The sequence below is a fragment of the Bifidobacterium sp. UBA6881 genome, assembly GCA_002451435.1.
Taxonomy (GTDB): Bacteria; Actinomycetota; Actinomycetes; order Actinomycetales; family Bifidobacteriaceae; genus Bifidobacterium.
The window spans coordinates 26,245-45,055 of the sequence record DKCF01000110.1; the positions used below are offsets into that span (position 1 = coordinate 26,245).

The 18,811-nt window shown below is 51.0% G+C and carries 16 protein-coding genes and 1 pseudogene; 14 read left to right on the top strand and 3 right to left on the bottom strand.

Going from position 1 to position 18,811, the window contains the following annotated elements; translation table 11 throughout:
* Window positions 1–702, top strand: a 702-nt coding sequence (locus tag B3C64_RS08485; RefSeq protein ID WP_291535045.1) for an MFS transporter, incomplete at its 5' end; no start/stop codon positions are given.
* Between the two features lie 150 nt (window positions 703–852).
* Here the strand turns inward: B3C64_RS08485 and B3C64_RS08490 are convergent.
* A complete protein-coding gene (locus tag B3C64_RS08490; RefSeq protein WP_414632190.1) occupies window positions 853–1,182 on the bottom strand; it encodes a hypothetical protein in 330 nt (109 codons plus the stop codon).
* A gap of 297 nt (window positions 1,183–1,479) precedes the next feature.
* On the opposite strand from B3C64_RS08490, the gene B3C64_RS08495 reads away from it, so the two are divergent.
* From B3C64_RS08495 to B3C64_RS08555, 13 genes are all read left to right on the top strand, one after another.
* Window positions 1,480–3,345, top strand: coding sequence for a DUF4012 domain-containing protein (locus B3C64_RS08495; RefSeq protein ID WP_291535048.1), 1,866 nt, complete (start codon window positions 1,480–1,482; stop codon window positions 3,343–3,345).
* Window positions 3,346–3,468: 123 nt separating this feature from the next.
* Complete coding sequence (locus B3C64_RS08500; RefSeq protein ID WP_291535049.1) at window positions 3,469–4,614, top strand: glycosyltransferase family 4 protein; 1,146 nt, start codon at window positions 3,469–3,471, stop codon at window positions 4,612–4,614.
* Entirely contained in the window at window positions 4,614–5,990 is a 1,377-nt protein-coding gene (locus B3C64_RS08505) for a glycosyltransferase (RefSeq protein ID WP_291535051.1), read from the top strand. The genes B3C64_RS08500 and B3C64_RS08505 overlap by 1 nt, the downstream gene beginning before the upstream one ends.
* Complete coding sequence (locus B3C64_RS08510; RefSeq protein ID WP_291535052.1) at window positions 5,987–7,039, top strand: glycosyltransferase; 1,053 nt, start codon at window positions 5,987–5,989, stop codon at window positions 7,037–7,039. Before B3C64_RS08505 ends, B3C64_RS08510 begins: the two co-directional genes overlap by 4 nt.
* Window positions 7,027–8,046 (top strand): capsular polysaccharide synthesis protein, encoded by a 1,020-nt coding sequence (locus tag B3C64_RS08515; protein WP_291535053.1) that lies wholly within the window; start codon window positions 7,027–7,029, stop codon window positions 8,044–8,046. The genes B3C64_RS08510 and B3C64_RS08515 overlap by 13 nt, the downstream gene beginning before the upstream one ends.
* Before the next feature lie 2 nt (window positions 8,047–8,048).
* Window positions 8,049–9,266 carry a hypothetical protein gene (locus B3C64_RS08520; protein ID WP_291535054.1) on the top strand — a complete coding sequence of 406 codons (1,218 nt, stop codon included), beginning with the start codon at window positions 8,049–8,051 and terminating at the stop codon, window positions 9,264–9,266.
* 4 nt (window positions 9,267–9,270) lie between these two features.
* Window positions 9,271–10,266, top strand: a complete 996-nt coding sequence (locus B3C64_RS08525; RefSeq protein ID WP_349679972.1) for a DUF6625 family protein — start codon at window positions 9,271–9,273, stop codon at window positions 10,264–10,266.
* Between the two features lie 49 nt (window positions 10,267–10,315).
* The gene (locus tag B3C64_RS08530; protein ID WP_291535056.1) at window positions 10,316–11,434 is read left to right on the top strand and encodes a polysaccharide pyruvyl transferase family protein; all 1,119 of its coding nucleotides are present in this window, start codon (window positions 10,316–10,318) and stop codon (window positions 11,432–11,434) included.
* 23 nt (window positions 11,435–11,457) lie between these two features.
* Complete coding sequence (locus B3C64_RS08535; protein WP_291535057.1) at window positions 11,458–12,477, top strand: nitroreductase family protein; 1,020 nt, start codon at window positions 11,458–11,460, stop codon at window positions 12,475–12,477.
* Between the two features lie 15 nt (window positions 12,478–12,492).
* On the top strand, window positions 12,493–13,596 hold the full coding sequence (locus B3C64_RS08540) for a polysaccharide pyruvyl transferase family protein (RefSeq protein ID WP_291535058.1): 1,104 nt from the start codon (window positions 12,493–12,495) through the stop codon (window positions 13,594–13,596).
* A 4-nt stretch (window positions 13,597–13,600) separates the two neighbouring features.
* A complete protein-coding gene (locus tag B3C64_RS08545; RefSeq protein ID WP_291535059.1) occupies window positions 13,601–15,112 on the top strand; it encodes a lipopolysaccharide biosynthesis protein in 1,512 nt (503 codons plus the stop codon).
* Entirely contained in the window at window positions 15,112–15,600 is a 489-nt protein-coding gene (locus B3C64_RS08550; RefSeq protein ID WP_291535060.1) for a glycosyltransferase family A protein, read from the top strand. The genes B3C64_RS08545 and B3C64_RS08550 overlap by 1 nt, the downstream gene beginning before the upstream one ends.
* On the top strand, window positions 15,597–16,010 hold the full coding sequence (locus B3C64_RS08555) for a hypothetical protein (protein WP_291535061.1): 414 nt from the start codon (window positions 15,597–15,599) through the stop codon (window positions 16,008–16,010). Before B3C64_RS08550 ends, B3C64_RS08555 begins: the two co-directional genes overlap by 4 nt.
* Window positions 16,011–16,236: 226 nt before the next feature.
* On the opposite strand, the gene B3C64_RS08560 is transcribed toward B3C64_RS08555, so the two are convergent.
* Together B3C64_RS08560 and B3C64_RS08775 are read right to left on the bottom strand one after the other, a co-directional pair.
* Window positions 16,237–17,886: an RNA-binding domain-containing protein gene (locus tag B3C64_RS08560; RefSeq protein ID WP_291535072.1), complete on the bottom strand. Its 1,650-nt coding sequence runs from the start codon at window positions 17,884–17,886 to the stop codon at window positions 16,237–16,239.
* A gap of 152 nt (window positions 17,887–18,038) precedes the next feature.
* Window positions 18,039–18,200 (bottom strand): annotated as a pseudogene (locus B3C64_RS08775) (IS21 family transposase); the annotation flags it as partial.
* Window positions 18,201–18,811: the final 611 nt, after the last annotated feature.

Genomic DNA, 18,811 nt, shown 5'->3' on the forward strand with positions numbered 1-18,811 from the left:
CCGTTGCTGAATCTGGGCGTGTTGAGGAACCGCAGTTTCTGCGTCGGCACGGTAGTCGCGGCGCTGTCGTTCTTCGCATTCAGCTCGATTATGGTGATCATGCCGCTGTACATTCAGAACTGCCGCGGCTATTCGGCGGCCGTCAGCGGCTTGGTGATGCTGCCGGGCGCGTTGGGGCAGTGCATCGCGCAGTTCTTCGGCGGCAGGGCTTTGGACCGTTTCGGCGCGCGTCCGGTGGCGTTGGCCGGCACCATCACGTTGCTGTTCGGCACGGTGATGATGAGTATGATTTCGATGACCTCGTGGATCTGGTGGGTGTCGATCTGGCAGTTCACGCGCCAGATCGGCATGGGCTTCGTGCTGATGCCGATCACCACATGGTCGCTGAATTGTCTGGAGCCGACCGAGGTGAGCGCCGGCTCGTCGGTGACGAACACGGCTCGGCAGATCGCCGGTGCGATCGGCGCTCCGGTTCTGGTGATTCTCATGGAGACGTTCACGTCTCTGCGTTGGGCCACTCTTGGTGGCGCGAAGCACCTGTATGCGGCCGCGAATGTGTTCGGCATCCAGTGGGCGTTGCGCATCAGCGCCGGCATTTGCGTGGTGATGGTGGTGTTGGTGTTCTTCGGCGTGCGTGGCAACGGCGCCGGTTCCGCACGCGATGCCGTGCAGCGTGCGCTTCATCGCATGCACGCCGCGTGATTGATTGCTTCATGACGGCTGGATTGTGCCGCTGGCTTTGCGTATTTTCCTGTGCGTCAGCTCTGCATATTACGTGAAGAGCGACGGCACATGTGTTTTTGCGCGTGTGCGCCCTGTGCGGGCAAAGGCAACGAGAACGATATGAATGGCTTATTCCGCGTCGTTCGGCTTGTATTCCACCACGCTGAGCGCCACCACGCCTTCCGCGGTGTGCACGAACACGTTCGCGGTGCCGCCCACTTCTTCGAGGCCCTTCACCAGATGTGAGATGGGTTCGGAGTCCAGCACCGGCAGCACTTGGGCCACGCCGTCCGAGTCGGTGACGGTGAGCGTGTCGTCCAGGTACCCGGTGGCCAGCGTCTCGTCGACGGCGCTTTCGAATTCCGTGAGCTCCTGGATCTCCTCTTCGGCGGCCTTGTTCGCGGCCACCTCGACGGCCTGCTCCACCGCTTCGTTCAGCTTGTCTTCCTCGCTCATCATGCCCCTTTTCGTATTGATGCTTTGTATGCGGACACCATATCGGAGCGAGGTATCAAGTCCGTTTCTTGGAACAATAATGTCCACATAGTGAATTCGTCGTAGGTTCATCGAGGCGACGGATATTCGTGACAGATATTCCTGACGGTATCCCCTCGCCTATGCCCTCATCAGCACCCCCGGTTACACTGATGGTTCCGAAACCACATGTTTTTCGTGCGGCGGCACACGCGCCGGCAATGCATGAAAGGCGAAATCGAAGAATCGCAAGCCAACTCGAATGATTCGTCAGGGGAGAGCATGTCTGATCGATTGGACGAAGCGCAATCGCTGGACCAGCCGGAATCGGATGAATGGAATAATGAGCAGAACAGGCCGCGTCGCGTTCGCAGGCGCATGAGCGCCGAGCATATTCGCAGAATCAAAAGAAGGCGCCGTAACAAGCGCATTCTCATAGGCGTGCTCATCGTACTGCTGATGATCGCCGCGTTCATCGGCGCGTTCGCATGGTCGGCGTGGAACGCGAAGGGCGAACTGGAGCGGGCGGTCGAGGCCGCGCGGGGTTTGCAGAGCACCATCGCGCAGGACGATGCTTCGAAGATGGGCGACCAGGTGTCCGAATTCTCCAAGCACGTGGACAACGCGTACCGCCAGACGGCGTCGCCGTTGTGGACGGTCGCCGTCCATATGCCGTATGTGGGTGAGGACATCGGCGCGGTGCGTACCGCGGTCGCCGCATTGGAGAACATCTCGTCCCAGGCGCTGCCGCAATTGGTGAAGGCCGCGAAAAGCATCGACATCGATGATATTCAGGTCGAGAACGGCACCATCGGCATCTCCGGTCTGGAAAAACTGCAGGAACCATTGCAGATCGCGGATGACATCGTCGATGACGCGGCGCGTGAGATCAATGCCACGCACTCCCGGCATTTCCGGCAGATTGAGAAGGCGTTGAAGACCGCGGGAACCTATTGTTCCAAACTCAAGGACGTGACGCATACTTTGCATGCAGTGGTGCAGTTGGTCCCCGGCATGCTGGGGACGGACGGCCATGCGAAGGATGTGCCGCGGAATTATCTGATTCTGGCGCAGACCAACGCCGAGGCGCGTCCTTCCGGAGGTCTGACGGGCGCGTTGGGGCTGGTCACCGTGCAGGGCGGGCATTTGAGTCTGCAATCATTCATCTCCGATACGCAGATGCAGCTGTTCGACGAGCCGGTGGTCGAGCTCACCGCCGAGGAAAAGATGCTGTTCACCGACAAGCTCGGCACCGACATCCGCGACGTGAATTTCACGCCCGATTTTCCACGCACCGGCGAGATAGCGAAGACGATGTGGTCCAAACGGTTCGGCACCGAAGTGGACGGCGTGATAGCCATCGATCCATTGTTCCTGCAGAACATGCTCGCCGTCATGGGAGGCGTGACCATGAGCGACGGCGTGGTGCTCGACGGTACGAATGCTGCGCAGGAGCTGTTGAACACGGTGTATGCGCGAATGGACGCATCCCAGACCGACGCGTATTTCGCGGCCGCCGCGCAAGCCGCTTTTACGCAGATCACACAGGGCGACGGCGATGCCAAAGCGTATGTCAAGGCGCTTGCCACGTCTGCGGAACAGGGGCATCTGCTGGTATGGAGCGCCCATGAGGACGAGCAGGACGTCATCGACGATTTCGCGATTTCCGGCCGATTGGTTACGGAGGGGGCCAAGCCGCAGGTCGGCGTGTACGTTTCCGATGAGACGCAGTCGAAGATGGATTGGTACCTGCATCGCGAGGTGAGCGTCAAATTCCAGAAGGTGGCGCGCAACGGCGCAAGGCAGTATACGGTGCATATCAAGTTGCAGAATCTGATGAAACCCGAGGAAGTGTCTTCCGCGCCCGACTATGTGACTGGTGGCGTGGACGTGGACGGATTGCAGCCGGGCGACATCAAGAACGCATTGTTCTTGTATGCGCCGGCGAACGGGCGCCTGGTCGATTGGAAGTTCCAGAACCAGGACGATTTCAAAGGCGTGACCGTGCATGACGGACTGACCGTCGGTGTCGGCGACGTTACACTGCATCCGGGTGAAACATATGAGATCACGCTGCATGTGCAATCCGATCCGGATACGAGCGAACCGCTGACCGTGCGGCAGACCCCGCTTATCGAAGGACGCTGACCCATTCTCCTTTGCATCGCACTGACCCACTCACCCCTCGAATCGTGTGACACAACCCCCGTCTATGGGGAATAGAATACTATAGTTCAGTGGCATTCGAGGGGAAAGGGGTTATTGCCGTCCATGAAGATCGCATTTATCGGGCATAAGCGCATACCATCGCGAGAGGGCGGCATCGAAATCGTGGTCGATGAGCTGGCCTCGCGTATGGCCGCGCGCGGCAACCGGGTCGTGGCGTACAACCGCAGCGGGCACAACGTGGCCGGGTCCGAATACGACGGCATGGCCAATGGGCGCAACAAGCGGTTCACCTATCATGGCGTCAACGTCATCTCCGTTCCCACATTCGAAGGCAAGGGGCTTGCCGCGCTCACCTCGTCCTTCTTCGCCACACTGCAGGCCATCAAGGCGCGTCCGGATGTGGTGCACTATCATGCCGAAGGGCCATGCGTCATGCTGCGTCTCGCCCACTGGGCGGGCCTGCGCACCGTCGCCACCATCCACGGACTGGATTGGCAGCGTGCCAAATGGGGCAGATTCGCCTCGACGTACCTGAAGCTGGGCGAACGCACTGCGGCCACCTGCGCCGACGAGGTGATTGTGCTCAGCAGAAACATGCAGGAGTACTTCAAGAACACTTACGGCCGCGATACGAGATTCATCCCCAACGGCATCTCGCGCAAGGAGAGCGTACCGGTCGACGAGATCTCCACGAAATTCGGTCTGGACAAAGACGGGTACTTCCTGTTTTTGGGCAGGATCGTTCCCGAAAAGGGCGTGCATTATCTGATTGAGGCTTTCCGCAAGGTGCATACCGACAAGAAGCTCGTCATCGCGGGCGGCAGCTCCGATTCGTCCGATTACCAGCAGCACATCCAGGAGATGGCGAAAGGCGATCCCCGCATCGTATTGACCGGATTCGTGCAGGGCAGGATGCTGCAGGAGCTGTTCAGCAACGCATACGCGTATGTGATGCCGTCCGACCTGGAAGGCATGCCAATGAGCCTGCTGGAGGCCATGGCGTACGGCAACTGCTGTCTGACGTCCGATATTCCCGAATGCGCGGAGGTGGTGGAGGACAAGGCGCTTACCTTCCCGCACGGTTCCGTGGACGATCTCGCCGAAACATTGCAGAAGATGGCGGACGATCCGGTGATGGTGGAGCGGTACAAGAGCGAAGCCGCGGATTTCATCACCGGAAAGTACAGCTGGGATTCCGTGGTGGACCAGACGCTGGCTTTGTATGCAGACGAAGAGGACGGCGAGTGATGCGCATCCTGCTGGTCAACAAGTACTTCTACCGCAAGGGCGGTGCCGAAACCTACTTCTTCGCCTTGGCCGAAGGCCTGAGGGCGCTCGGCCACGAGGTGGCGTTCTTCTCCATGAAGCACTCGAACAACGAGCCGAGCTACTGGAGCAAATACTTCGTTTCGGAAAAGGACTACGTGGGGGATATCTCCGCGTTCAAGAAGGTTCAGGAAGCCTCTACGCTGATTTACTCGTTCGAGGCGAAGCGCAAGTTCGAGGCGTTGCTGGAGGAGTTCAAGCCGGACGTCATCCACATGAACAACGTGCATCGTCAGCTTACGCTGTCGATTTTGGACGCTCCGTATCTGAAGAGGCACCATGTGCCGGTGGTGTACACGGCGCATGACTACATTCTGTTGTGCCCGGCCTACACGATGGTGAACGGCAGGGGAGAGGTCTGCGACGCCTGTCTGGACAGGCACTTCATGCACGCCACGAAGAACGTGTGCGTGAAAGGCTCCCGTGCCAAGAGCGCTCTGGCCACCATGGAGGCGGAGTTCCTGAAATTCCACCATTCGTATGGCATGATCGATTTGATTATCGCTCCATCGAAGTTCATGAAAAGCAAGCTCGACGAGGGTGGTTTCGCCGACAAGACCATTGCGATGCAGAACTTCCTGACCGATTCGCAGATGACGATGGGTGCTCATGTGGCGAACACACACAAGTTCGAGGATGCACAGGCTGGAGCAAGGCCGTATTTCCTGTTCTTCGGCCGACTCTCCAAGGAGAAGGGCATCCTCACTTTGGTGAAGGCGTTCCTGCGGGCCGCGGGGCTCGCCGATGGAAATGCCGGTGGCGCGGATGATACCCGCGATGCCGGCAATGCCGGAATGCTTCCTGATACTTGGGATCTGCATATCGTCGGCGACGGTCCGGAACGGGAATCGATTGAACGGCTGATCACCTCGGCAGGTTCGCAGGCCGCTTCCCATATTCACTTGTTGGGTTATAAGAGCGGCGAGGATTTGCAGCGGGAGGTCGGCAACGCCCGCTTCACCGTGCTGAGCTCCGAATGGCGCGAGAATATGCCATATTCCGGTTTGGAATCCCTAGCTGCTCAGACCCCGATTATCGGTGCCAACATCGGCGGTATTCCGGAGCTGGTGGAGGAAGGCAGGACCGGCTTCACCTTCGAATCCGGAAATATCGCGGATTTGAAGGATGGTCTGCTCAAGGCCGCCGCGGTCGGCGAGGACGTATATGGCACCATGCAGCGGCAGTGTTCTGAGTATGTCGCGACGCGTTGTGGACAACAGACGTATGCGGAGCGGTTGGTTGAACGGTATACAGAATTGCGGGAATCGAATTTGATGAATGGGGGTGTTCACAAGTGAACAGACCAAAAGTCAGTATCGTTGTACCGATGTATCGGGTTGAGCGTTATCTGCCGAAGTGCATTGATAGTATTCTCTCTCAAACGCTTAGAGAGATTGAAGTAGTTCTTGTTGATGATGGTAGTCCCGATCGTTCTGGGAAGATAGCGGAAGAATATGCCCGAAGGGACTATCGTATCAAGGTCATCCATCAAAAGAATTCGGGTCTTGGCCCAGCGCGTAATACAGGTATTGCAAATGCGACTGGTGAATATGTTGGCTTCGTGGATTCTGATGACTGGGTAGATTCCGAGATGTTCAGCCGTCTTTATGCCGCTGCATCGCAAAGCAATGCGGATATTGCCGTCGGCGGTCATTGCGACATGGCTAATGGGCGCGCTAGGTCCGTTAAGGTGCATCCATTAGCTGGGCAAACTCTTAAGGGCAATGACCAGATCATGCCTGTACGGAATAGGTTGTTCGGGCATCTTCCCGGAGACACCGAAGTTGAAGCGTTCCCCATGCGGGTTTGGACGGCGATTTATCGTAATGATTTCCTGCAAAAGAATGATTTACGATTTGAGACGATTTTATCGGAAGATACGATTTTCAACTTGTTCGCATATCGATGCGCAAACGTTATAGTGTTTACCGGCAATACCGATTACTACTATCGAATGGATGAGCATCCATCGATAATGCGTTCGTTCTCTTCGAAAAAACTTGCACAATATGAGCGATTCGTCGAGAGGATACAACTTCTCGCCGAAAAAGAATCCTATCAGCATGACGAATGCGTTATGCGATCGAGACGAATGGCAATCGATTATTGCCGTTTGTATGTGGGATTAATCGTTGGAAGCGGTTTGTCCGTTCGAGGAAAAATAGGGAATATTCGTCAACTGACGCACAGCCGCATGTGTGCTGAAGCGTGCGTGGGATATCCTGTGGAGACTTTACCGAAACAACAGCGCATACTTCATGAAGCGCTTTTCCAGGGCCGGGTATGGGAAGTATTTATCTTGTCGGATGCAAGACGGATTCTGAAAGAGAAAGGATGGTGGAAGTGATGGTTGCGGGGCATAACAATATTCGAAGAATTGTTCATCGTGTCGGTGAAGAGCTTCGTTCTACCAGAGAAGTTGCCTCGCGGACATCATGGCGCGATGCTTTGGAGACCTTCCATGCAAAATGGGACATCCAGGTGATGAACCATAACGGATTCACGGAACCTCCCGCAGTGCGTGATCGACTGATTCGCAAGCATGAGATTATGCTGAAATACTTCGAACGTCGGTACGGGGATTTCTATCGCAATTATGATTACAGTGCGACGGTGGCTCCGGTAGATCCAGATATGGAGGGACGTATCTGGATCTGTTGGTGGCAAGGTCTCGAGAGCGCTCCGGAAATCGTAAAGCGTTGCGTGGAGTCCATTCGACGCAATGCTGGTGATCATCCGGTCACAATCATCACTGATCAGAACGTCGACCAGTATATCGACATTCCTGAATGGGTCAAAAGGAAACAGTCCGAGGGAATTATCTCACGAACTAATCTTTCTGATTTGCTTCGTCTATCGTTGCTGGCTAAATACGGTGGTTTATGGCTGGATGCCACGTTTTTCTGCACCGGTCCGCTTTCGGAGATGGCCTTCGGCAATCCGATGTTTTCAATTAAGAGGCCGGACTATCTGCATTGTTCGATTGCCCAAGGATATTTCGCTGGTTATTCATTGGCTTGTGATGCCGCTCATAGGAGCGTGTTCGTGGCAGTGCGTGATTTCTTCTTGGAATATTGGAAGACAAACGATTTTCTTGTTGATTACCTGTTAGTGGATTATATGATTGTGCTCGCTCAGCGGCACAACAAGGCCATCGCCGATGCGTTCGCGGCGATTGAACCCAACAATCCGTGTTGCGACGATTTGTATAAGGTGCTCGGCCAACCATACGATGAGGGATATTGGTCCAAACTCACTGAGAAAACGAGTTTGTTCAAGCTTACTTGGAAACAGACTTTTCCTGAGGAAGTGCACGGTCGCCCTACGTTTTACGCTAAGTTGCTGGGGCGATAGATATGGTTTCTAATGAGATTGGCATCGGCCGAAATGTTCGAGAACCAAGAATCGTGGAGAAACCCATAAAGGCTGATACTTGGATATATGCTTTATCGTTTGTAACGGTTTTTGTGGATCTGTCATCTGTGATTCCAGCGTATGTTTACGTACGATATTTTATGCTACTCATTGTTGGTATATTTGTCTGTTTGAAATTGCCGGTTATTATTTCTGGTAGAAATTGGGTAAATTTTGTTCCTTGGCTGGCATTTATTGTAGTTATTATTGTTAGTTCTTTTTTGTCGAGAAATGATTATGCATCTCGAAATCCATTCTTGGCCGCGATTGTATCCTTGGGCGGCTTGCTGGAATTCATTGCAGTGGTAAACTACGCCTTTAAGAAAGAACGTTTGCTTGCAGCCTTAAATGTGTTTTATGCGGTGGCTTTTATTGTTTTGTTATGCACAGATATAGCTGTTTGCTTGGCGGATGTATATCTTATTGGAAATAAATTTAGAATATCTTATTTTCACATCCAGTTCATTGTATTATTTGTGATAAGAAAAACGGTTTTTTATAAAAAGAAAGATGTTATAGGGCAACTATTCTTTATAGGTTTAATAGTTTTGGCAATTGCTATTGCTGTTCGGGTAGATTGCAGTACTGGAATTAATGCAATAGTATTGATGATTATATGGTTCTTTGTTGGAAAACTTTTTCCATCATTCGTATATAGTCCCATCACTGCTTGCGTGGCAGCTATAGCCAGCTATCTTTTCATGTATGTTGTTACATCTGTGCTGCATATTTCTTTTGTGATGAGTTATATCACAAATACTCTTCATAAAGATGCGACGATGACTGGTAGATTGCCGATTTTTGAGATTGTGCCTAGAGCTTTGGCTCAGAAACCGGTTTTGGGATATGGATTTGGAATCAGCTATGAAGTGCTTGATTCTTTTCTGAAGGGTGTACCGGACACTCAAAATGCGTTGGCTGAATGGATTCTATATGGAGGCTATGTTGCAGCCGTAATAATTATTTTAATAATTATGTTGAATTTTAAGGTAGTTTCATCTCATGCTTCGACGGATGATGTTGCTGTGCTTATTTGCGTGGCATTCATTTATGCTTTTATCTGTATTGGAACTATTGAAGTAAGTTATGGGATGGACTTCTTTGCGATACTGGCTCTGCTTCGTGTGATTTCACTGAGTCTCAGTCAAAGAAGGGCGTAAAGATATGAAGAAGTGTGCTTTGATATTGCCGTATTTTGGCAAGTTTAATAATTATTTCCCTTTATTCCTAAAATCATGTGGATATAATCCATCCTACGATTTTTTCATTTTCACTGATAATACGGAGTCTTATAATTATCCACAAAATGTGCATGTAGTGTCTATGACATTGGATGAATTCAGGGCCAATGCTTCGCGGAAGCTGGGTTTTGATCCATGCATTCCAACTGCGTACAAGCTGTGTGATTTCAAACCGGCTTATGGTTTTTTGCTTGAGGAATACATTCGGGATTACGAATATTGGGGTCACTGTGATTGTGATCTCGTTTTCGGTAATCTTGAAAAGATACTGTCTCCTGTGCTGGACAAGGACTACGATAAAATTTTCGCTGTCGGGCATCTGACCATATATAAGAATACATTCGACAACAATCGACGTTTTATGAAATCCCTTAATGGGCGTGAGATTTACCGAGAGGCATTCACGACAAGCCGTATTTATGTGTTTGACGAGAACTATCAATCTGAAAAAAATCCTGATCGAAGCAATGTGCACACGCTTTTTCGAAATGATGGTGCGAAATTGTACGAGAAGGATTTGTCGTTTAATGTAAGCCCTAAGAAGGCAAAAATCACTAGGGCTGCATACAATCCGCAGACGCAAAAATTTGAAGAGGATCATAGGTACGATGATTTGGCGCGTTATTATCTGTGTTCTGATGGGTTATTTTCGGTTTCTTTAAATAAAGATCAGTCGATGGTGGAAACGCACCAATATCTGTATATGCATTTGCAGTCACGCCGCATGCGGATGTCCGCTGATATTGTTCAGTCTCCAGTGGTGGAAATTCGCCCTGATCGGTTCGTCAAGGCCAAGTGTCTCCCGCACACAAAGGCGGAATTGAGAAATAGATTCTTCAATGTGTTCAATTGGTTCTGGGTTGATACTTATGTAAAAAGATTCAACGCAAAAAAACGCGTATTTTTAGAGAATCATTAATCTTTTGCATTTCAAAAAAGAGAAAATTTAGTCAGTAAAGAAGGTGACAATGTTTGATAAAAATATATATGTATCGACAATAATCGATTCATATAACTACGGTACTGTTTTGCAGGCCGCAGCGACGCGGGATGTGCTTGAGCCCTATGGCAAGCCATTGTTCATCGATTATTGCCGCGAGGCTTGGACGCGTAAGGGGTTACGGGACATTTATCTCAAGGATAAGAACCATCCCTTGCCTCTCAACGTGGTTCGATATCTGGTTGCGCTTCCAGAGCTGAAAACAAATCAAAAATTGTTCCGTGCCTTTGTGGAAAGGCAGCTTCATTTGGTCGGCGCCGATTCATTTGTCGGCGGTAACGGCAAATTCGACAAGCAGGCGGTGTATTGCGTCGGTAGTGACCAGACTTGGAATGAAGAGCTGAATAAGGGCATTGATCCGGTGTACACACTGGAGAATGTGCCTTCGGATTGTCATAAGATTTCGCTTTCCGCCAGCTTTGGACGTCCTTCTGTTCCCGATGCTGAGGCCGCGAAGATGAAGCCTCTGCTGGAACAGTTCGAAGCCATTTCCGTACGTGAAAGTTCCAGTGTGTCAATTCTGGAGCAAATGGATGTTAAGGGTGCTGTCGCGCTGAAGGACCCTGTTTTGCTTTGCCGCCCTGAATTGTGGCATGAGCTCTCCCAAGGTGTGCCGAAGCATGAGGATCCGTATGTGTTGATTTATATGCTGAATCAGAATCGAAGGATGATCGATTATGCACAGCGGTTGGCCAAAGAAAATGGCATGAAAGTTCGTATTATCACTTTCAGTCCGAGGAAGCCTGGCCCTGCTGGATGTGAATCCATTTGCCAGCCCACGCCTGAGCAATGGCTGGCGACGTTCCGAGATGCCGATTACGTGGTAACGGATTCGTTCCATGGCACATGCTTCTCGATTCTCTTCAACAAGCCGATGATTGTATTTGATCCCCCTCGATATTCAGTACGGTTGACCGACGTATTGAAAGATTTTGGCCTTTCTGATCGTCGTACCGATGATCAAGTCGCGATTAAGGATATCGATACGGCTGATAAGGAGATTGATTGGAGACACGTGCAAACAATGCTTGCGGATTTCAGAAAAGTCGCAGGTGAGTTTTTGGATAAGTATTTTACTGCGCTATAAGTTAAGAGTTAAGGAGTTCTTTGATGAGTTTCAAGCATGTTATTGGCAATATTCTCCCGGACAACGTTGCGAATTCCCTACGGCGGATTAAGTCTTCGCATATCCTTCGAAAGGAATATGCGTCGCAAGCCAAACGGTTCAATAGGACTTTTTCTCGCGAATGGTCTACTGGACTTATGCAGGTGCAGACTCGAGTCATTTTTCTGACGCATCAGATCGAAAAAGGCCTCGGTCATCGGGAGTTCCGCTATGGATTTGGAGTGCATGTCTTCAAAGCGCTTGGTCCTGAACTCGCAAAATTGGAGGCCGCTGATTCGGATTATCCCAATAATCCGGCCTATCGTGAGTGCATGAGCGCAGTGCATGAGTATATCGCTCGCCATGAGGCTGCTGGAAAAGACATCAGTCAACAGCGCCAGTATTTTGGTAATAAGCATTGGGAACGTGCAAGGCAGGCGACCGATGAACATGGTGGAAGTATTGTCGTTACTGCGGCGGAAAAAGCAGATAATGCACAAAAATCGTTTATCGAATTGGCTGAGAACAGGCATTCTTTGCGTGAATATTCTGCACAGCCTGTTACTGAAGAAGAAATCGTTAAGGCTGTGGAGCTCGCCACTCGAGCGCCATCTGCCTGCAATCGTCAGCCCGCTCGTGTTCTGCTGATCAGTGACGCACGCCAAATTGCTGAAGTGCTGAAGATCCAAGGAGGGGTTCGAGGTTATGCCCTTCCTTCTCAGTTGCTTCTTGTCACTGCCAAAACCAGTGTGTTCATGGGGCCGAACGAGCGCAACCAGGGATTTATCGACGGCGGTCTTTTCAGCATGATGCTGCTGATGTCGTTGGAAGCGTATGGATTGGCGGCCTGTCCTCTGCATGCGATGCTGGATGGAAAGGCCGAAGCTCGGATGCGTGAGATTCTTAACGTTCCTGATGATGAGATATTTGTGATGTTCGTCGAAGTTGGCCATTTCCCGGAGTCTGTTCGTACTCCGCAGTCCACTCGACTGCCTATGGAAAGCATCTTCAAAAAAGCTCGTTAAATTTATGGTGAAATAATGAAGAAAAAAATCGAAATCGGAATCATAACTGTAAATGATCCTAAGAACTATGGTAATCGTTTGCAGAATTATGCGCTTCAGCAGGTATTGCGCGATTACGGTACAGTGAGCACCGTAAATCAATTTCTGAACGTCAGCAAGCCTGGTGAAATTATTGAGAAGAGACTCTTTGCCCTGCTCCGTCCAGCGGTGAACAAGGTCTTGAGTTTGGTACCGTCGAAACGCGCTCTCGATTTCAAAAGGTTGCATCGGTCTGATGTATTCACTCGCAGGTATGTCCCTTGTTCCGAGCTATATGCATCCACGTGTCTGACTGCGAATAATATTGCTTCTTTGAAAACGGTGGTCGTGGGATCCGATCAGGTTTGGAATGATCGTTGGATATCGGGTCGAGTGCTGTCGGCAAGACTGGCTGATATGACGAATGATAAGACGAGGCTGATAAGCTATGCGGCGAGCTTTGGCATCAATCAGGTCAAAGATGAGTCAAAGCCTATTTTCAAGAAACAATTGGCACGTTTTTCTGCGATTTCTGTGCGGGAAGACCAAGGTGCGAGACTGGTGAACGAACTGTCCGGGAAGCCGGCAGCAGTCGTGCTGGATCCGACGCTTATGGTGTCGTCGGAGCATTGGCGTTCCATCACCAGGGGATTCGTTCCGCGTGACGACAAGTATGTGCTTACCTATTTTTTGGGTAGGCCGAGTGTCGAACAGGAGCGTACCATTCAGGAATATGCCGAGAAGCATGGTTGCCGTGTGAGACGTATGATCGATCCTCGTGATTCTGAGACATATGTGGCTGGTCCGGAGGATTTCGTCGAGCTATTTTCCAAAGCGGAGTATGTTTTCGCTGATTCATACCATGCCTGCTGCTTCTCCATTCTCTTCCACAGGCAATTCACCGTATTCAACCGTGCCGGCACTGAGGGCAAGGCAAGCATGAATTCCCGCATGGAAACATTGTTCCGTCTTTTTGAACTTGATTCCGTCGTGCTGGATGATGGGATCGCGCCGGAAATCGATTACGAGAAGGTGGATTTGTTGTTGCGGCAGCATCGTGCCGAGTCCAAGGCATGGCTTGACAAGGCCATGGAGGTATAACCGGATGGCGAATCAACGCAAGGCGGGAGCGGCTCTTGGATATGCCAATGTAATCGCCAAGAACCTCGTTAATTTGATGTATGTGCCGTTGCTGTTGCATTTTGTGGGACAGGGCGATTATGGCGTGTTCCAGATGACCAATAGCGTCGTCTTCGCTCTGACTTTGCTCAGTGCGGGCTTTTCGGGAGCTTATGTGCGATTCTATATGAGGGAGGTCGCACATGGCACAAGAACCAGTATTCATCGGTTGAATGGAATCTTTCTTCTCATATATCTGATTGTGGTTGGCCTCTGTCTTATTGGTGGCGTGGCGCTGACCCTTAATGTGAATGCGCTGTTTTCGAAGGGATTGACCCCTCGGGAACTGGTGTTGGCCCGTGAGCTTATGGTGTTTATGGTCTTTAACGTCGCGGCGCAATTGATGACCAGCCCGTTCAATTCGTATATTACAGCCAAAGAACGCTTCGTTTATCAGCAGACGAGACAGCTACTGACTACATTGGTGCAGCCGCTACTTGCGGTGTTACTGGTATGGCGTGGTATGGGAGCTATCGGCGTGGCGCTGGCGATGCTGGTCGTTACGGTGGCTTTGCTGGTGATGAATATTGTGTATGCAATAAAAAAATTGGGCATGCGTTTTTCGTTCACCGGTTTGCAATGGTCCATGTTCAAGGCTATAGCTGTATTCAGTTTTTGGATTTTTCTCAATCAGATTTTCGATTTGGTCAACAACAACGTTCCTAATTTCCTCCTCGGGGCGATGGCTGGATCGACTGTTGTGGCCACATTCTCTATTGCCGTACAAATAAGAAATATATTCTTTGCCATGAGCACGACTATGTCTAACGTGTTTATTCCTCAGATAAACCGTATCGTTGCCGACAGTGATGATAACAAAGTGCTCACCGAATTGATGACAAGGGTCGGTCGTTATCAAATGGCTATATTCTGGTTCATCTACGGAGGCTTTATAGTCTTAGGACAGTTTTTTGTTGTATTGTGGGCTGGACGCCAGAACGTAGATGCGTATTGGTTAGCGGTTATTATGGTGCTGCCGGTCATGATTCCTCTGACGCAGAACACTGGAATTGAAATTCAACGTGCGAAAAACAGGCATAAAACACGTAGTGTGATTTATGTTTTCACGGCAATGCTGGATGTCATTTTATCAGTTTTGCTGATTCCCTCTATGGGGTATTGGGCCACTGCGATCGGCTATATCGCGAGTATCGTGTTGGGTACTGGACTTTTTATGAATTGGTACTATCAAACTCACATTGGTTTGGATATGCTGTATTTTTGGCGTAATCAGATGCCTACCATTATTATGGCGGTTCTTGTTACGGGAGCATGCTTGTTGGGAACGTACTTTGTGCCGGTGAATTCCATTCCACTTTTCCTGATGTGGGGCGTGATATACGTCATTCTGTTCTGTGCTGGTGCATTCCATGTTTCTTTGACTGTGGATGAGCGCACTAAGGTTCTATCGATGTTGCATAAAATGAAGAAGGCATAATGAACTATACGTTTACGGTTTTTACTCCAACATTTAATCGGTCTGCTTCGATTCATAGAGTGTATGAGAGTCTACAGTCTCAGACGTTCCATGATTTTGAGTGGCTGATCGTCGATGATGGTTCGGAAGATGATACTGCTGATTTGGTCGGAAACTGGACTAAGGAGGCGGATTTTCCGATTGAATATATGAAACAGAGCCATGCCGGAAAGCATATTGCATGGAACCATGCGTTACAAAAGGCTAGGGGACGTTTCTTCATTATTGCCGACAGTGATGACGGTTTTGTCCCGAATGCCTTGGAGAGGCTGCTGGAGGTTTGGAAAAGCATTCCAGGGGGGGCGATGGGTACAGAGGCGTTACATGCCGATGCATTACAGACAAAGGTGTCATGGTTGGCTCCACGGAGATTCCTGTACCATGGTTGGACGCTAGTGAGGCGGATGCGAAATATGTGCATAAGCTGCAATATGAAATGTGGGGTATGACCCGCACCGAGGTGCTCAGGCAATACCTTAACCCGAATATTACGGGAATAAGGTTTTATCCCGAATCAATAATATGGGATAAAATGGGAGAAAAATATTTGACAAGGTATATCAATGAGCCATTAAGAATTTTATATAGTGATCAGGTTAATGCAACTACTGTAAAGAATGTTAATAACAGGTATAGGGAAAATTATTATTTGTGGCGTCATATATTGAATGATTTGAGAAAATATGTCTTTAATGAGCCGTTGATGTTTGCGAAGGCATCTATTGGGGTTATGAGGGACGGTCTTCTCTCAGGAAGGCGCTATGGGCAGATTTTTCGCGATGTGGAGTCTTTCCCATGTAGGATATTGGTTATCTTAGGATCGCCGCTTGCGTGGATGCTTGCGAAAAAGACAAAGTGATCGTGCATGCAAGGCAGGCCGGCATCCGGCAATGGGTAGGGGCTGCAGGTGTTGTCAAGATGGGTTCTGTACAAATACCATGAAAGCCAAGGAGGGCTGCGTGACCANNGAGAATCTTAACATGTTAGAATTCTGCAAGATTGACGCGGAAATCGTAGAAAATCAGCACACGGTCGGCAGGCACCACACCGATGCAACGTCATTACGCAACTTCTGTCAGCAGTCGTCACGGTAGGACATACCGCGACGAAGGGCCATTGCCCTCGTGACGCATTTTTCCCTCACCCTCCATCTTCTTCAGCAATCGATATGCGCTGATGTAGCTCAATCCCAATAGTTCCATGACTTCCGAGGTGGTTACCTCGCCGCCATTTTTCTCGGCCAGCTCAAGCACCAATCCCTTGCCTCGGGTGGCCGCGATATTGCTTTGCCTCACGTATGCCGGCAAAGCATTCGCCTCTTTATACACTTTGGAGCTCAAAATGTACGACCGCGACACTCCGCTGCCGGCCGCCTCGACCACGCCGGATTCCACCAGATCCTCCACGGCTCCCACCACCCGACGTTTTTCCAGTCGGGAGAATTCGCATAACTGCGTCATGGTCAAACGCCGGTGCTCTTTCAGCAACGACAGCACGATAAGAGCCCATACCGAAAGCTCGCCGCCACGTCGTCTTTCCTCCTCGGCGACCATGAGAACAAAAGCCTCATCCGGAACAGCCCGGCGAATGAACAAACCAACCTCAGTGGCAGTGGACTGCGAGTAATCGGGCATCGCGCCGCCACTGGCCAACGAGCCGATGTAAATTTTGTCCACACCACGACCGGTGCGTTCGGCAAAACCAGCCGTCTTCAGCACCAAGGCCAGCTGCGGATTGCGCGATCGAGGCTGTGCGGTGAGTAGATTATCTTCAGTCACGCCCTCGATGAATCCACCCGGATTGGAAATGGTCAGACCCTCGCCATCCACCATGAACCGCACACTGCCAATCCGCGCATAATCACGGTGGCAGAAAGCATTCACCATAGCTTCGCGGAAAGCCTGATGGTCGAAGTCCGGCACATTGACGTGCACCAATCCACTCATGATCTCATGATCGGGATTCCAGGGCTGCATCAGGCCGCTGATTTTGTCGAACATATCGACCAACGGCAGAGCAAACGGGTCGATGTTCACCCTCGGTACCGCGCCATCCATGACTTGGAACATGGCTGAAGCGGTAGGCACACAACGTTTGATGGATTCCACGCTACCAATAGTCAGCAACCCAGCCACAGTGGGAGCCTCCTCGCCCTCAGGGCCGGACACCAGCCCAAGAGCCCTGTCAAAATCCCGATCGTCAAATGCCAGTAATGAACTCTGCGCGTTGGTCTCGCGGATACGGCTCCGCAACCGATTGCGACATCCGTCATCCAAATCCTCAAGCCTTCCGCCAGGAGCGGGCTGGTCGCTGTAATCATAATTACGCTGCTGAGATAGACGACTGATGAATTGGGCAACGAATAGAGGGACCACCTCAGGCGTGCCATCGGCTTTCAACCGGCGCTGCAATGTCTTGCCGCCGCTGGTCGAAACAATCTGTTGACTGTTATCCACCTCGATCGCCACCACCGGATGGCCATCCTCATGCAGCAGCTCCACGCGGACCGTCTGCTGCGGCACGGTTTTATTGAACACAAAAGCCGCAAGTCCATTAATGTTGCCATGCTGTTTGGCGACGCCCGTGGGCGTGCCATCATCCTCCACGCCGAGGTACAGTGTGCCACCCTGTGTGTTGGCAAGGGCAACAATGTTTTCTACGATCTCATCGTTGGATTGCGGGCGCGCAAGCTCGCTTTTGAACTCAACCGTCAATGATTCCTCGCTTGGCAACATCATTCTCTCCTTTCATTCACCTTGCAGAANNGCCAGGGAATGGCTGCGTGATCATCTCCAAGAAAACATCCGCAGCCCCCAATCATCAATTTCTTATTGAACACAAACAGCCGAAGTCGATTTGCGCGACCCTGGGCGCCCGGACGAGCTCGCCGTGTCGGAACCCTCCGGTTCGTCTCGCGCCAGCGCCTCACGTACCTCAACGTCGTCGTGTACTCGCCGTCGTAGTCCGTCTCCGCGCGGAGCCTGTCGTGCGCGCGTTTGGCAGTGTGGCGTTGTTTGCGCGGTAGCATGCGGCCGGCCTCGAGCCATCCACGCGCAGGTGCCAATACCCGATAAAACCGAACGATACGGCAATCTGCTCCACCGACAATTGCTGGCACCGTCCCCTTTCATTCACCTTGCAGAATTCTAACATGTTAACTAAGAATTCTAACATGTTAGAATTCTGCAATCTGGGGTCGGGATTCCGCGGAATCATAGCGATGTTCGCCGGCAACGATTCGCCCTCTCCCGATGGTTTGCCCTAAATAATGGAGGCATTCTATAAGCGCGCCCATGACCCCATAACGCAAAATATGTGTTTATGGTCAAATAAACCCATACAGCGTCACCGCCTCGTATACGGACGAGTGGTGGATCTATGCGTCCCACTCGTTTTCCCCTCTGATGATTTTGCGGAAGCGATGGCAGATACCATTGTCCAGATGCACAAGAGGCAACTTGCCGTCACTGGTGGATTCACCGGGAAAGAGCCGACGAAATTGGCTTCGTAAGCAGTGTTGTGAATGCAACCTTTCTGCCGGCATTCGGTCAATCTCCGAAAGAACGATTTGAGGATTTGTTCCTCGTGTTCCATACCTATCATCAGGGTGTGCGGTAGGGTTAATGGAGAGGGGGAGACACGTGAACCAGCCATACATAT